General features: G+C 58.9%; 12 protein-coding genes and 1 pseudogene. 1 reads left to right on the top strand and 12 read right to left on the bottom strand.

Annotated features, from left to right (window positions below; translation table 11 throughout):
- Positions 1 to 22: 22 nt before the first annotated feature.
- From ubiG to AADZ78_RS21905, 7 genes and pseudogenes are all read right to left on the bottom strand, one after another.
- A complete protein-coding gene (gene ubiG / locus AADZ78_RS21875; protein WP_085253242.1) occupies positions 23 to 733 on the bottom strand; it encodes a bifunctional 2-polyprenyl-6-hydroxyphenol methylase/3-demethylubiquinol 3-O-methyltransferase UbiG in 711 nt (236 codons plus the stop codon).
- Positions 730 to 1,860: a sedoheptulose 7-phosphate cyclase gene (locus AADZ78_RS21880; protein WP_085253243.1), complete on the bottom strand. Its 1,131-nt coding sequence runs from the start codon at positions 1,858 to 1,860 to the stop codon at positions 730 to 732. Before AADZ78_RS21880 ends, ubiG begins: the two co-directional genes overlap by 4 nt.
- Positions 1,857 to 2,336, bottom strand: coding sequence for an S-ribosylhomocysteine lyase (locus AADZ78_RS21885; protein WP_085253244.1), 480 nt, complete (start codon positions 2,334 to 2,336; stop codon positions 1,857 to 1,859). Before AADZ78_RS21885 ends, AADZ78_RS21880 begins: the two co-directional genes overlap by 4 nt.
- Before the next feature lie 38 nt (positions 2,337 to 2,374).
- Entirely contained in the window at positions 2,375 to 3,616 is a 1,242-nt protein-coding gene (locus AADZ78_RS21890; RefSeq protein ID WP_085253245.1) for a sugar phosphate isomerase/epimerase family protein, read from the bottom strand.
- 59 nt (positions 3,617 to 3,675) lie between these two features.
- Positions 3,676 to 4,830, bottom strand: a complete 1,155-nt coding sequence (locus AADZ78_RS21895) for a lipocalin-like domain-containing protein (protein WP_085253246.1) — start codon at positions 4,828 to 4,830, stop codon at positions 3,676 to 3,678.
- Positions 4,831 to 4,836: 6 nt separating this feature from the next.
- Complete coding sequence (locus AADZ78_RS21900; RefSeq protein ID WP_085253247.1) at positions 4,837 to 7,407, bottom strand: FtsX-like permease family protein; 2,571 nt, start codon at positions 7,405 to 7,407, stop codon at positions 4,837 to 4,839.
- A gap of 203 nt (positions 7,408 to 7,610) precedes the next feature.
- Positions 7,611 to 8,177 (bottom strand): annotated as a pseudogene (locus AADZ78_RS21905) (ABC transporter ATP-binding protein); the annotation flags it as partial.
- 368 nt (positions 8,178 to 8,545) lie between these two features.
- On the opposite strand from AADZ78_RS21905, the gene mscL reads away from it, so the two are divergent.
- Positions 8,546 to 8,995, top strand: a complete 450-nt coding sequence (gene mscL / locus AADZ78_RS21910; RefSeq protein WP_085253248.1) for a large-conductance mechanosensitive channel protein MscL — start codon at positions 8,546 to 8,548, stop codon at positions 8,993 to 8,995.
- An 11-nt stretch (positions 8,996 to 9,006) separates the two neighbouring features.
- Here the strand turns inward: mscL and AADZ78_RS21915 are convergent, their stop codons facing one another.
- The 5 genes from AADZ78_RS21915 to rpmF all read right to left on the bottom strand — a co-directional run bounded on the left by AADZ78_RS21915 (position 9,007) and on the right by rpmF (position 13,693).
- On the bottom strand, positions 9,007 to 9,552 hold the full coding sequence (locus AADZ78_RS21915) for a MogA/MoaB family molybdenum cofactor biosynthesis protein (RefSeq protein ID WP_085253249.1): 546 nt from the start codon (positions 9,550 to 9,552) through the stop codon (positions 9,007 to 9,009).
- The gene (locus AADZ78_RS21920; RefSeq protein ID WP_085253250.1) at positions 9,552 to 10,991 is read right to left on the bottom strand and encodes a S1C family serine protease; all 1,440 of its coding nucleotides are present in this window, start codon (positions 10,989 to 10,991) and stop codon (positions 9,552 to 9,554) included. The genes AADZ78_RS21915 and AADZ78_RS21920 overlap by 1 nt, the downstream gene beginning before the upstream one ends.
- 89 nt (positions 10,992 to 11,080) lie before the next feature.
- On the bottom strand, positions 11,081 to 12,613 hold the full coding sequence (locus tag AADZ78_RS21925; RefSeq protein WP_085253251.1) for a HAMP domain-containing sensor histidine kinase: 1,533 nt from the start codon (positions 12,611 to 12,613) through the stop codon (positions 11,081 to 11,083).
- Positions 12,613 to 13,302 carry a two-component system response regulator MprA gene (gene mprA / locus AADZ78_RS21930; RefSeq protein ID WP_085253252.1) on the bottom strand — a complete coding sequence of 230 codons (690 nt, stop codon included), beginning with the start codon at positions 13,300 to 13,302 and terminating at the stop codon, positions 12,613 to 12,615. The genes AADZ78_RS21925 and mprA overlap by 1 nt, the downstream gene beginning before the upstream one ends.
- Positions 13,303 to 13,519: 217 nt before the next feature.
- The gene (gene rpmF / locus AADZ78_RS21935; RefSeq protein ID WP_085253253.1) at positions 13,520 to 13,693 is read right to left on the bottom strand and encodes a 50S ribosomal protein L32; all 174 of its coding nucleotides are present in this window, start codon (positions 13,691 to 13,693) and stop codon (positions 13,520 to 13,522) included.
- Positions 13,694 to 13,700: the final 7 nt, after the last annotated feature.

Below are 13,700 nucleotides of genomic sequence, written 5' to 3' on the forward strand. Positions count from 1 at the left end.
GATGACTCCGTTGTCGACTCGTTTAGGTCTTTTTGGTGAAATGCGCCAAGTAGTTGACATCCGCAATCGCCGCGGCGAGTTTGAATTTGCTGGTGAAAGGATTGTAGATCAAGCTAGCGAACCTGACAAAATCCAGACCGTTGCTCCGATTCCAAGCTGTCAATTCCGCCGGGCGGATCAATTTGCTATACGTGTGGGTTCCACGCGGCAGCAGACGCAGAATATATTCGCCGCCGATGATCGCAAACAGGAATGCCTTCGGCGTACGGTTGATGGTCGAGAAAAAGGCGTGTCCTCCAGGTTTCAACGCTTTGGCGCACGCCGCCACGATCTGCTCCGGCTCCGGCACGTGTTCGAGCATTTCCATACATGTGACAACGTCGAAGCGGCCCGCGTCTTTCTCCGCGATCCTTTCGACGCTCTCATACAAGTATTCGATATTCAATCCTTCTCGTCGGGCGTGATCTCGCGCGACGTCCAGCGATTGCAGTGATAAATCTATGCCAGTCACACGTGCGCCCGTTTTCGCTAACGCCTCCGAAAGGATGCCGCCCCCGCAGCCCACATCCAGAACTTCTCGACTTCGAACAGCGACTCTCTCCGTGATGAATTTTGTGCGCAAGGGATTGACAGCATGCAGCGCCCCCATTTCACCCTTCGGGTCCCACCAGATCTGCGAAATACTGTCAAACTTCTCAATCTCGTTTCCGTCTACATTATCAAATGCTGTCATCGTCCTAGGACCATCCAGTTCTCAAGTGCTTTCGTAGCATTCGCTATGTCGTTATACGTAATGTCATTGAGGAAGATGCAGTTCCCAATGCCTTGTGGCATGGGTACGCGTTGCAATCCGTTGCGGTGATAGACGCGCTCCTGCAATGAGCCCCAGAGCTGGTGCGGTTCAAGCAGTGACACGTCCAACACGATTGTGAGTTTTTCGACGAGCTGGAAGATTCGGCTCGTTTCCTCATCGGTCAACAGGTTGCGCGCGCGCGCGATCAAGACCGAAAGGAGCACATCGAGCAACACCGCCTCACCATGTAAAAGGTCCGATTCGTGGCGGGTTTCTAATCCGTAACTAAAGGTATGACCGAAATCCATTTTGCGGTCGAGGTCCGCCTCAAAGAGATTGGGCTCGAGTTCCTCAAGCATCCCGGCGACGGCGCGGTTCAGAATCGTACAGCCCGCATCACTTTGCAAATGGACGTCGACGCTTTCAGGTCCGCAAGTCTCCAATATATGGAATAAGTGTGCATCCGTGATGACCGCCAACTTGATGATCTCGCAAACACCGTTCAGGAGGTGGCGGCGTGGCAGGGTGCGCAAGAAAGATTTGTCGAGCAGTACCTTTTGCGGAGCCTGGAAGGCGCCGAGGCGGTTCTTATTTCCATTGAAGTTGATGCCATTTTTGATGCCTACCGACCCGTCGACATACCCCATCAACGTGGTAGGCACTTTGATATGCGGTACGCCGCGGCGATAGGTGCTTGCCACGAAAGCCGCCACATCGGTCAACACGCCACCACCGATGGCGATGATCGGTTCGTCCCGGCGATGGATGGGGAAGGCATCCAGCTCCCGAACAATGGAGAAATAGTATTCGGCGGTCTTGTTCTCTTCGCCACCGGGGAATACAACGATCTTGGTCTTGATACCATGATGCGTGAAGTAGCTTCGCATGTCATCGCCATAATGTCGATCCACGTTTTCATCAATGACAACGAAGCGGCAACCATTTTTGACCTTCCCCGAGGAGAGCAAAGCCAAATTCTGTGGATCGAAGATGTTAGGCGCGCTGGCAACTTCGTATTCGACTGTGGACGCGTATTTGACGCGCCTAGTGAACAGTATGTCCGTCATACCACCCGCCGCCAGTTTGCTCGTGCATCCAGCACTTTTTTGGCGACGGCCTGGGCGAGTTCCACGCTGTGATTTTTGGCGTTGCCACACTGTTGGACGTTAGCGTAGGGGACTTCACTCGCGACCAATACATCGTTGAGAACAGCCTCGTAGGTGCTGCAGATCGTTTCGGCGTTGCCTTCGTTATAAAGGACAAGGTAAAACCCGGTTTGACAACCCATCAATCCAACAGAGAGAAAGTTCGCCGTCATGTATTTGACAAAGCCATACAGCAGAAAGTGCTCGAGGGAGTGCATTTCCGTCGACGACAAAAATTCCACGTTGGGTTGACTGATACGTAGGTCAACACAATAGACAACATCGCCTCGAGATCCCACATTTGCGGAGCGGAGTTTTACATGCGGTGCCCTCAATAATCGGTGATCGAGTTCGCCGACCGTCTCAGCATCCCAGCCGAGCTGCTTCAGGTCAACCATAAGCGCTCCTGTACTTCCGCAACCGAAGTTACAATTTTCTAAACAAACTGCGACAAGTGTTTGAAGCTGTCGTTCATCGCCTGCTCCCAGGACGCAACGTGGTGGTACAACTCCACTGACGCATAACCGGAGAAACCGTTATCGACCAGCGCCTTGAAACTGGCGGCGAAGTCCATCGTCCCTTCGCCGGGAACCTCATGGAAGTGGACGATACCAGTCAACGTATTCGCGACCATCTTGTCCATCAATAACTTGCCTCGCGTGTCTCTCGTAGTCCGCAAGTACAGGATGATCGGCCGGGCCCGTTCGAGTACGTCATAGCTCAGGCCAGGAACGGAAATGAGATAAGTGAAAATCTCGTCATCATGCGCCGAGACGCTTGCATCAAGTTTGCCGTAGTTCACCAGAGTGAGTTTCTTCGTGATGTGCACAGAGTCTAAAAGATTGTGTAGCTGTTTTTCCTGCGCTTTGGAAGGGGGCTCATCGCAGAAATATATCGGATGATCGGCATCCAGGAGAAGGTAATCCGCGAATTCAGGAAAGTAGATCAGGTAGTTGGCGAAATCAAGATCGGGCTCCAGGTCGTCCGCCATTTTCAGGATTTTCAGGTTGTAACCACGCCGCGCATCGGACACGTGGAGAAAACGGGCGTAGGGCGCGGCCTTCGCCAAGGCGCCCACATAGTCCTTATCGGAGCAGTACAAATGACACATATCCACATGCAGTTGGAACTTCGGCGAGTTCACTTCGTCGATCAGGCTCAGTCCCTGTTCTATCGTTTCGATGAACATGCCCGGTTCCGGCTCGATCAGCAGCGTGATGTCTTCATCGTCACGCACGCTCGCCAGGCATTGATGGATGCTGTCGACCAGCAGCTCACGCGGGTTGGCCGACGGATTCATCAGGTGTTCATCGCGGATGAATCCGCTGCCAAAGGTCACCAGCGGAACATCGAGCTTGCGGGCGAGTTCGATGCCGCGGCGGATCAGGTCGATGCGGCGTTTCCGGCCCGCCAGATCGGGGCTCATCAGGGATGGTTCGTGGGGACGGGAGGGGGTGAAGAAGTGCGAGGCGGTCGCCACGCAAGCGGCTTTGGTCTTCACGGAGGAGAGTCGTTTTTTGATCAGGCCCACATACTCATCGGTAACGTTGAACGGGTTGAAATGGTCCCGGTGAAAGGCTAACTCGATTCCGGGGTATCCAGCCTTGTCTACTTCAGTAATGGAATCCAGAAAATCAACATTGGTTAAGCCAAAGGTGCTGTAACTGAGTTCGATCATTATCCTTACTCCCAAAGTCGATCCTGCGCGCCACCGGGATATGTCCTGTTGTCCAACCGTCAATGCGAGGGCCGCGAATAGCCCGTCATTTCAACATAGCCCCGACCCTTAATGGGTGTATTCCGATAATGTCCGTCAAACGCCACGGCCCCCTCCCAATAGGTAGTTGATAGCGGCGACTCCTGATTGGGCATCAAGGCAGACCCGGAAAGTGTTAAGCCGATCCGATTGATCTCGATTTCCCACCGGACAGGGTACTTGGCGCCACTTTGCTGACTCGTCCAGCGATCCTTCGTTGTCAAGCGCCAATCGGGTAACGCCAGATGGGTCACAGTGCCATCGCTGGCGATAAAAGAACCACTTGATGTTGGCTTCACACGGCCATTGGATTCGCGAATCTGAAACATCATCAAGGCTGAACCGTTGTCAAATTGCAGCGAGAACCAATCCCACCCGACATCGTCGGGATCCAAAGCGCTGCTACCGTACTCATGATCGTTCCAACTCAGGCCACTGACGGTGAAGTTCTGGCCATCAACCGTCACCGTTCCCTGTGTCTCTTGCCGCACGACGGAATAGTAGTACGTGGCGTTTCCGGGTTGCTCGCCTTTGGCACTTAAACCCTGATTTCCGTGCAAAATAGGAGCGAGGGTCGGGCGCAGCCTCAGATCAACGCTAGCGTCGTCCGTTTTCGCAACAATGTGGATTGAATTATTCTCCGCTTCACGGACATACCAATCTTCCAACCACACAGCGTAGGGCTGTGCTCTGGCACCGGCAAGCCCTAGCGCTTCCCGGCTGAATTTTTCAGCAGGATGAAAGGCGCTGTTAGCAATGTCACTCACCGCAAAATGCGCTGAATAGATTTGATCGGTACGCCACGAGGATGCATCGGCCACGGCCGCCGCCTCCCCGGGGGGCGCCAACGCCCGGCGGAAAAACGTGAGCTGGTAACCAAATAGCCGTCCATCAGCGGTCGCCAGGTTGCCGGTGTAATACCACCATTCACCTTGGTAATCGTCGTGCGGCCCGAGGTCGCGGGGAAAGCGTATGACACCCGGTTCGGTCGCCAAGGCATATCCCGCCGTATTTTCATCGGCCAACATGCCAAGTAAGGATCCAGCTGCCGCAGCCGGCTGCTCCGGCCGTTGCCACCACCACCCTGCCGCCACCAAAACAAGGAGCGCAACAAGAACGCAGCCCAGCCTTTTCATATCTTGTTACTCTTCCCGAATAGCCGAGGCGATGCTCAACCGTGCCGAACGCCAAGCGGGATAGACACCTGCCGCCAGTGCCGCGACGACTGCCACCAAGAAGGCCTGGCCGAAGTACCCAAATTCAAACTTCATCTCCAAGGTCCAACCAAATGAACGAACGTTAATGATGTGGATAAGAATCCACGCCAATACAAAACCCGCAGGCAATGCCATCGAACCAGCCATACCGCCCATTAACCCGGCTTCGAGGCAAACCAATCTCCACAATTGACGGCGAGACATGCCGAGCGCACGAAAAACGCCCAATTCATGCACCCGCTCCAGTGCCAAACTCATCAAGGCGCCTAACACCCCAATAATGGCGATTGTTGTGGCCACCAGTCGCAACGCACCGGTGACGGCGAAGCTGCGATCAAATGTAGCCAGTGCCGCATCGCGAAGACTACGGCTGGATTGAATCACAATATCTTTTCGGCCTGCGAACCTTGCATGCAATTGGTCCAGCAATCCATCGACACTCACACCCGGCTTCAGAAGGAGGGCCACGGTCGTCGCATCGCGGTCCTGCCAATGGGACCGATACGTGGCCTGATCCATCAGCACTACCCCGTGATCTGAGGTGTAATCGGAATAAATCGCCAAAACAGGAAAAATTCGTGGTCCCGACTCCGTCATCAGCGTTATCGGCCCTGGCGGAGTCGTCAAATTTTGGCGTGCTACCAATGGTTCCGATAACATTACTCCTTCGCCGGCCAAGAAACGTTTCCACAGCGTGCGCTGATCGCCGCCAATCCAGCGATACGGCCGCTTGCCGTCAGATATATCGCCCGAGACCGCCGTCAAGTCCACCTCTTGCCCCCAGGCGGGGGCGAAGACGGTCGCATAACGACTCGAAATTGCCTCACGTACGCCCGGCCATTCATTCAAAATCCGTACGGCATCCGCCGGCAAATTACCACTGGGGCGAGTGGACGTTAGGGAAGGCGCAGACACGTAGATATCCGTTTGCAAAGTCAGCCCGAGCCAGGTGGCGAACGTTTGCCGAAACGAACCCACCATGAGCGAGACGCCGACAATCACCGAAACGGCCGTCATCAAAGCGGCAATAGCGACCGAGGTTCGGCTCAGTGAGCGCACGATATCTCGTGGGGCCATCCACCCCAGTGGACCGCACAAGCGACCCAGCCCAGGAGCCAGGCGCAACATCACCAACCGGGCAACCGGCGCAGTAATCAGCGCAAACGCAATCAGAACGGCACATAGACCGATGAACCCGAGGACCACGTTCTTGCCCGGCCACCACAACATCACAACACCAAAGCCGCCCATACCGAGACCCGCAGCCCACAACCACGGCACCAGGGTGGTCACTTTGCCTTCCAGGGCGGAGCGGCGCAAGGTACTGGCTGGGGCGCTGCGCATCGCTTCTACGGCCGGTGGCAGCGCGGCCAATAGCGCAGCAAAGATGCCGATGGCCAACCCTTTCAACAAACTTTCAGCCGACAACGCCACCTCACGCACATTGACAACAAAGTAGAGATCGTTGATGGATTGAGTCACCAGGCCAATTAGACCTTCGCCGAGCCAAACTCCGAACAAGAGGCCCAATCCGCTGCCGACCAGTGCCGCGACCAGGGTTTCCGTCATTATCAGCCAAAACAACTGCCCACGAGTGACGCCTATACAGCGGAGAATGCCAAACAACCTACGGCGCTGCACAACATTGAACGTTACGGTGTTGTAGATCAGAAACGTGCCGACGAGCAAAGCGATTAAACTCATCGCGGTCAGATTGACGGTAAAGCCCGTCATCATCTGTTTCATGGTGTTGTTTTGAGCAGCTGCCGCCTCTAGACGCACACCACTCGGCAATCTTTGTTTGATCTGCATGGCAATGGCCTGATCGTTGATAATCAGATCGATATGACTAAGCTTGCCCGGCATGTGAAATAGCTCTTGAGCGGTGGCAATATCCGCAAGGATTAAGTCTCGTAACCGTTGTCCGGTAATTGCATCTGCTGGCGTGATGAGGCCCACTAAGGTGACGGTGGTGGGCGCACCTTGCACTTGTAGGGCGAAGTTGTCTCCCAGCGCTAGATGATACTCTGTCGCCACGTCTCGGCTTAGAATGACCCCATTCGGACGGATGAGGAAATTACTTGCCGCCTCAAGATCTTGCTGCCTCCATAAATCGGGGCGAAAGGGCGGCTCAGCAAAAGGGTCGATCCCCATCAGACGCATCACGCGATTTCCCATTTTGGGAGCCAACACATGCCCTTCGATCACGGGAGCGGACAAATCAAATCCCTGTTTCCGAATATCCAGGTAGACCTGTTGGTCGAGGCTGCCGCCCCGACCACCAGCCAAGCGATGAGTGGCCTTTCCCGTGATTGCCTCGGCAGAGATGTCAAGAGCGCGTTGGGCTGAGCCGTTGGACAGGTCGATGGCCACGATCATGGCCACACCCAGGGCGATACCGAGAACCAACAGAATATATTGAAACGGCCGTTGCCGCACGCGGCGCCAAGCTGTGCGCCACAGCGGTAAATATCCAAATACCGTTCGGTTTTTCATATCAATCACATGATCTGACCCGAGCTGATCCGGTCATTGATTTCAGTTTCTTGCGCCAAGTCGGGCACCAATTTACCGCCATGCAAATAGAGAACTCGATCGGCATGATGAACGACCGCCGGATTATGTGTGGCCATGATTAATGTCTTACCTGCTTGACGAGTGAGATCGAGCAGAAGTGCCAATACCCTATCCCCGGTCTTGTTGTCGAGGTTACCCGTGGGTTCATCCGCGAGGACCAGCACGGGATTGTGCGCCAACGCCCGACAAATAGCCACCCGTTGTTGTTCTCCACCCGAAAGCTTATCGGGAAGACTGCTTTCACGTCCGCCCAGGTCCACCTTTTCCAAAAGGTCGCGAGCAACATTCGCCGCTTTTCGTTGGGGCACCCCGGCTAGCTCCTGGGGCAATGTAATGTTTTCGAGCACCGTAAGCGTGGGGATAAGGTTAAAGAATTGGAAGACGAAGCCGATCTGGTCGCGCCGGAAACGCGTTCGGTCCCGCTCACGCATTTTGGTGATGTTGAAGCTGTCAATTATGACGTCACCCGCGGTGGCCTGTTCGATGCCACTGATGAGGTTGAGCAGGGTGCTTTTGCCGCTGCCGCTATGACCCAATAGCACCACAAACTGGCCTGTTTCAAAATCAACATTGACGTCGTCTAAGACACGTCGTTGGCCTTCGCCCTCTTGAAAAACTCGGCTTACGTTCCTGAGCTGAATGATTGGTTGCGCGTTCATCAAGTCCTTTTGCCGGATACCCGGCAGCATTGTAGCCCTATCGTTCACGGGTGATGGACGTTTTTGACGCGACTGTTGAATCGCGAGCTCACAGGTGCGTTTGAGCCGGATCTCGCCATGGTTACGTGACGTGACGATGTCAAGACGGTCGACATCGATACGGTGCCCGGTGCCCACCTCCCCGGTGGGCAGCAGCGCGGCGCCAAACCGGGCGCTCGTCTCGATCCGGTTCCGCTATCGACGAGCGTGAATCGCGATCCGTCACCAGCTACCCGGCGCATCCGCGGTCGGCAGGCGCAGCGCGCTCACCATCGTGGCAACTCACACCGAATGCGTTAGGTTTTTCTTGGGGTTTCAATCCGGGGGTTAGCAGCCGCCCACTGCAGAAAGGAAGTCCCATGCTCAAAGGATTCAAAGAGTTTCTGTCGCGGGGAAATATCGTCGATCTTGCCGTTGCGGTGGTCATCGGTACGGCATTCACGGCGCTGGTCACCAAGTTCACTGACAGCATCATCACGCCCCTGATCAACCGGATAGGCGTTAAACAGCAGTCCGACGTCGGGATCCTCAAAATCGGCATCGGCGGAGGCCAGACCATCGACTTGAATATCTTGTTGTCGGCGACGATCAACTTCATCCTCATCGCCGCCGTCGTGTACTTCTTTGTCGTGCTGCCCTACAACACGCTGCGCAAGAAGGGTGAGGTCGAGCAGGCGGACGACGCCCAAGTCGTACTGCTCACAGAAATTCGCGATCTGCTCGAGCAAACCAACGGAAGCTCATCCGGCAAGCACGGAAGCGCGACCGTGGCACCTCCGCCCGAGCACGGGCCTCGCGCAGATACCTGACCGCAGCGAACTCAGATCTCCAGGCTGGACAATTGCCCGATGATATGAGCGGCTAGCGGATTAAGCGTCGCCATGCCGTCACGCACGGCATAACGGGAACCGGCGAGGTTGACCACCAACGTGCTGCCGGAGACACCGGCCAGGCCACGCGACAGTCCCGCGTCGGTGATGCCCGCGGAAAGTCCCGAGGCGCGGATGGCCTCAGCGATGCCGAGAATTTCGCGGTCCAGGATGTCGCGGGTAGCTTCCGGCGTGACATCGCGAGGCGTCACACCGGTCCCGCCGACCGACACCACCAGGTCCACCCCGCCAATCACCGCAGTGTTCAGCGCGTTTCGAATCTCGACCTCGTCCGCCTCGACCGCCACCACACCATCGACGACGAACCCCGCTTCCGTCAGCAACTCGGTGACAAGCGGCCCGCTGTGGTCCTCATCACCGTGCGCGGTGCGATCGTCGACGACGACGACTAGTGCCCGCCCGACTACCAACTCCGCACCCTGTTCCATGGGAGCAACCGTATATCCGAGGTCTGACAACTGCGGATCGACCTTCATCACTGTTCCGCCTTGCCAAGCGTGACCTGCACGGTACGACTGCCGCCCGCGGGATCCTGAAAGGTCAGCGATACCTTGTCGCCGGGCGCCTTGGAGCGCACCGCGGCGACCAAGCCGTCGGCGCTGTTGATCGGACGGTCATCGACCTTGGTGACGACGACGCCCTTGGGTATTCCGGCGCCGGCGGCCGCACCGTTTGCCACCACCTCGACAACCTTGGCGCCCGGTACCCCCTTATCGGTGGTCACCTGCACGCCCAGCGAGGCGTGCGACGCTTTGCCGGTGCTGATCAATTCGTCGGCAATGCGCTTGGCCTGGTTGATCGGAATAGCAAAGCCGAGGCCGATCGAACCGCTCTGCGCATCACCGGAATCGGCGCCCAGAGTGGCAATCGCCGAGTTGACGCCGACAAGCTGGCCGCTCATGTTGACCAACGCGCCGCCGGAGTTACCGGGGTTGATCGCGGCGTCGGTCTGAATCGCGTCCAGCACCGTGTTTTGGTTGCCCACCTCACCCGTCGTGGACACCGGCCGGTTGAGCGCGCTGACGATCCCGGTAGTCACCGTGCCCGCCAGTCCAAGCGGTGAGCCGATGGCCACCACCGGTTGACCGACCCGTAGATCCGACGACGAGCCCATCGCGATCGGATTCAGGTTGGAAACGCCCTGAACCCGGACCACTGCGATATCACTGGTGGGATCGGCCCCGACCACCGTGAACGATGCGGTACGCCCGTCGGAGAATGTCACCGTCGTTTTCGGCGGCGGGCCCGCGGGGGGTTTGGCCGCGGCGGCGACGACGTGGTTGTTGGTCATGATCAGGCCGTCGGCCGACAGGATGATGCCGGAACCCTCCTCCGACTGCCGGCCCAGATCGGTCTCCAGCATGACGACACTGGGCACCACCTTGGCCGCTACCTGCTCGACCGATCCCGGCGGCATGTTGGCCGCCGGGACGCTGGGCGCCGCCCCCGATGCCACCGTCCCGCCGTTGCCACCGCCGGGTGACCGGTTGAGCTCGACAACCGAGGCCGCCGCGCCGCCGATACCGGCGGACACCACCGCGATCACGAGCGCACCAACGGCCAACATGCCTGCGCGAGGCCGTCTTTGGGGGATCGCCTGAGGAGGCGGCCCCATTGGCGGCAGCATCCCGGGGATCGGACCCGGCCCGGTGCCACCCGGTATCGGCCCCGGTCCAGTACCACCGGGGATCGGTCCTGGTCCCGTGCCCCCGGGTATCGAACCCGCCCCGGTCCCGCCGAGCGTCTCGTAGGGCTGCCGGAACTGGGCCGTCTGGGACGGCGGGGACTGCTGATAGCGCCAATCGAACTGCTGGTTATACGCGGGCCCCTGGGCATAAGCGGGGGGAACAGGCTGATTAGGCGCGCGGTATCCCGGCTGCTGCGGCGGTGGCGAATACCTCGGGTGATTCGTCATGTCGCTAAGTCGCTCTTCCTCTGCTCGGGCTTAGGTGAAGCTCGGCCATGCACTGCTGCATGGGCTTGGTTTCAACAGTAACTGCACACCTACCTTGCGCGCGCGGACTGAGAATCCTCTGAGATAACGTTCGCCGAAGCCCGAGAGTTCGTCGTCTTGATCACTGGGTCCGTCTTAGCCTCCGCCAGCGACGCCGAGTAGGGCGCGGTCGGCATCGGCCGACCAGGTAACAGCACGTAAATCGAGGTGCCCGGGGGCTGACCACCGGGGTTGGTGTCCTCGACGCGCAGCGATCCGCCGTGATTGAGCACCACCTGTTTGACGATGGCCAGCCCTAACCCCGAGCCCGGCATCGCCCGCGCCGACGTCGATCGGTAGAACCGTTCGAACACCAGACGCCGCTCTTGCGGTGGGATGCCCGGCCCTTGATCCGAGACCACCAGCTCGGCGTGTGACGGATCGAGCTGTGTCAGCCGAACACCGACGTGACCGCCCGGTGGGCTCCATTTCGCCGCGTTGTCCATAAGGTTCAGCGCCGCCCGCGACAGCCCGGCGGCATCGCCGTAGACCTGCCAGGGAATTACCTCGACGTCGAAGTGGATGTCGTTGCGCCGCCGCCTGACCCGCTCCAGGCTGCGGTCGACCACGTCGGCCATGTCCACCGGCTCATGCACCACTTCACCGGCATCGCCGCGGGTGAGGTCCACCAAATCGCCGACCAGCGTGGACAATTCCTCGATCTGCGCCAGCACGTCAGCACGCAGATCGACCATCTCCTGCTCCGGTAGCCGAGGCGCTCCAGGCGCCATCGAGGCAATCAGCAGTTCGACATTGGTGCGCAACGACGTCAGCGGGGTTCGCAACTCGTGTCCGGCGTCGGTCACTAGCCGTGACTGCCGTTCCCGAGACTCGGCCAGCGCCCGCAACATCAGGTTGAACGCCTCGGTGAGCCTCGCCAATTCGTCGCTGCCGAAGACCGGGATGGGCCGCAGGTCGTCGGTGCGCGCCACCCGCTCGGCCGCTTCGGTGAGGCGACCCACCGGACGCAGCCCGGCGCGGGTGACCATTCCTCCCGCCACCGCCGCGACCGCGACGCCGACCCCACCGACGATGAGCAACACCGCGCGCAGTTTGGTCATGACCGCCTCGGTGGGCCTCAAACTCTTGGAGATCAAGAGGGAACTGCCGTTGGGAAGGTGGATGGCAAGGACCCGTTGATCGGCTGCGGTGCGCCGTGACATGAACAACTCGCCGCGGATGACCGCTTTCTCCGGCGATCCGACGGGCAGGGTCTGACCGGGCTGGTTGGCCGTGTAAATCGACCGGCCCGGGTTCACCAGCATCGCATTGACGTCCGAATAGGCCGTGCCCTCGATGGCCTTTCCCGGGTCGGCGGCCAGCGAACCACTGGCGATCAGCAACTGCGCTCGGCTCTGCAGCTGGTTGTCGATGTCGCTGTAGAGGGCGGCCGAGACCACCGCGTAAACCGCGAATGCCATCAGGACGACCGCCATCGCGACCATGGACATCGCCAGCAGCATCACCCGCCACCGCAGGGACAACGAGCTGGTAGTTCTCAGCGGCGCACGCCTAGAACGGACGCGCCGACGCAACCGAATCATCAGGGCGGCGTTTCGCGTAGCACGTAACCCACTCCGCGCACGGTGTGGATCAGCCGCGGCTCGCCATCGGCCTCGGTCTTGCGGCGCAAATACCCGACGTAAACTTCCAGCGCGTTACCAGAGGTGGGAAAGTCAAACCCCCACACCTCTTCGAGGATGCGGCTGCGGGTCAACACCCGGCGCGGATTGGCGATCAGCATCTCCAGTAAGGCGAACTCGGTGCGGGTGAGGCTGATCCGGCGCTGGCCGCGAGTCACTTCGCGGGTCACCGGGTCCAGGGTCAGGTCGGAGAATCGCATGGCCACGGACTCGGCGGCGTCATCTTCGGGTTTGGTGCGACGCAGCAACGCCCGCATCCGGGCCAACAGCTCTTCGAGGGCGAACGGCTTCGGCAGATAGTCGTCGGCGCCAGCATCTAGGCCGGCGACCCGCTCGGACACCGAATCACGAGCGGTCAGTACCAGAATGGGCAGGTCATCGCCGGTGCTGCGAAGCTGACGGCACACCTCCAAGCCGTCCAGCCGCGGCATCATGACATCCAGAACCAACGCGTCAGGTCGATCGCTGGCAATCATGTCGAGGGCCTCGACGCCATCGTGGGCGAGCTCGACCGAGTAGCCATTGAAGGACAGTGACCTGCGCAGCGACTCCCGCACCGCGCGATCGTCGTCCACGACAAGTATTCGCACGCAAACTAGTTTCGTACGAGCGCCTGAGACAGGCCTGAGAGGCGCGCCGCTGTCGTGGGCTTGCCCCGCAAACTCGAATCACATTCGTCACATTGGCCCCCGGCGGGAGGGATGCCCTGCCTACCCACCCCATAGCGACTGCGGCAGTCGCTATGAGATGACACAAAGCGTGCCCGCTCCCGAGAGACTGGTGAAGCCGCTGTGACGAGCGGTACCGTTAGCGCTTGTCGAGATCAATGAGGCCCAGGCGGGCGGCTTTGAGCAGCCTGCGGGGCACTTTGTGCTTGTGGCCTGCAACGGTCACCCCGACGAGCTCGGTCTTGGTGGCCTTCCACTGCGAGCGCCGGCTTCGGGTGTTCGCGCGCGACATCCTGCGCTTTGGTACGGCCATAGTCGAG

It is taken from the genome of Mycobacterium riyadhense (genome assembly GCF_963853645.1).
In the GTDB taxonomy this organism is placed as follows: Bacteria; Actinomycetota; Actinomycetes; order Mycobacteriales; family Mycobacteriaceae; genus Mycobacterium; species Mycobacterium riyadhense.

Excerpts from the sequence above, each read along its gene's own strand:
- ubiG (WP_085253242.1), bottom strand. The coding sequence starts at position 733 with ATGACAGCATTTGATAATGTAGACGGAAACGAGATTGAGAAGTTTGAC.
- AADZ78_RS21880 (WP_085253243.1), bottom strand. The coding sequence starts at position 1,860 with ATGACGGACATACTGTTCACTAGGCGCGTCAAATACGCGTCCACAGTC.
- AADZ78_RS21885 (WP_085253244.1), bottom strand. The coding sequence starts at position 2,336 with ATGGTTGACCTGAAGCAGCTCGGCTGGGATGCTGAGACGGTCGGCGAA.
- AADZ78_RS21890 (WP_085253245.1), bottom strand. The coding sequence starts at position 3,616 with ATGATCGAACTCAGTTACAGCACCTTTGGCTTAACCAATGTTGATTTT.
- AADZ78_RS21895 (WP_085253246.1), bottom strand. The coding sequence starts at position 4,830 with ATGAAAAGGCTGGGCTGCGTTCTTGTTGCGCTCCTTGTTTTGGTGGCG.
- AADZ78_RS21900 (WP_085253247.1), bottom strand. The coding sequence starts at position 7,407 with ATGAAAAACCGAACGGTATTTGGATATTTACCGCTGTGGCGCACAGCT.
- mscL (WP_085253248.1), top strand. The coding sequence starts at position 8,546 with ATGCTCAAAGGATTCAAAGAGTTTCTGTCGCGGGGAAATATCGTCGAT.
- AADZ78_RS21915 (WP_085253249.1), bottom strand. The coding sequence starts at position 9,552 with ATGAAGGTCGATCCGCAGTTGTCAGACCTCGGATATACGGTTGCTCCC.
- AADZ78_RS21920 (WP_085253250.1), bottom strand. The coding sequence starts at position 10,991 with ATGACGAATCACCCGAGGTATTCGCCACCGCCGCAGCAGCCGGGATAC.
- AADZ78_RS21925 (WP_085253251.1), bottom strand. The coding sequence starts at position 12,613 with ATGATTCGGTTGCGTCGGCGCGTCCGTTCTAGGCGTGCGCCGCTGAGA.
- rpmF (WP_085253253.1), bottom strand. The coding sequence starts at position 13,693 with ATGGCCGTACCAAAGCGCAGGATGTCGCGCGCGAACACCCGAAGCCGG.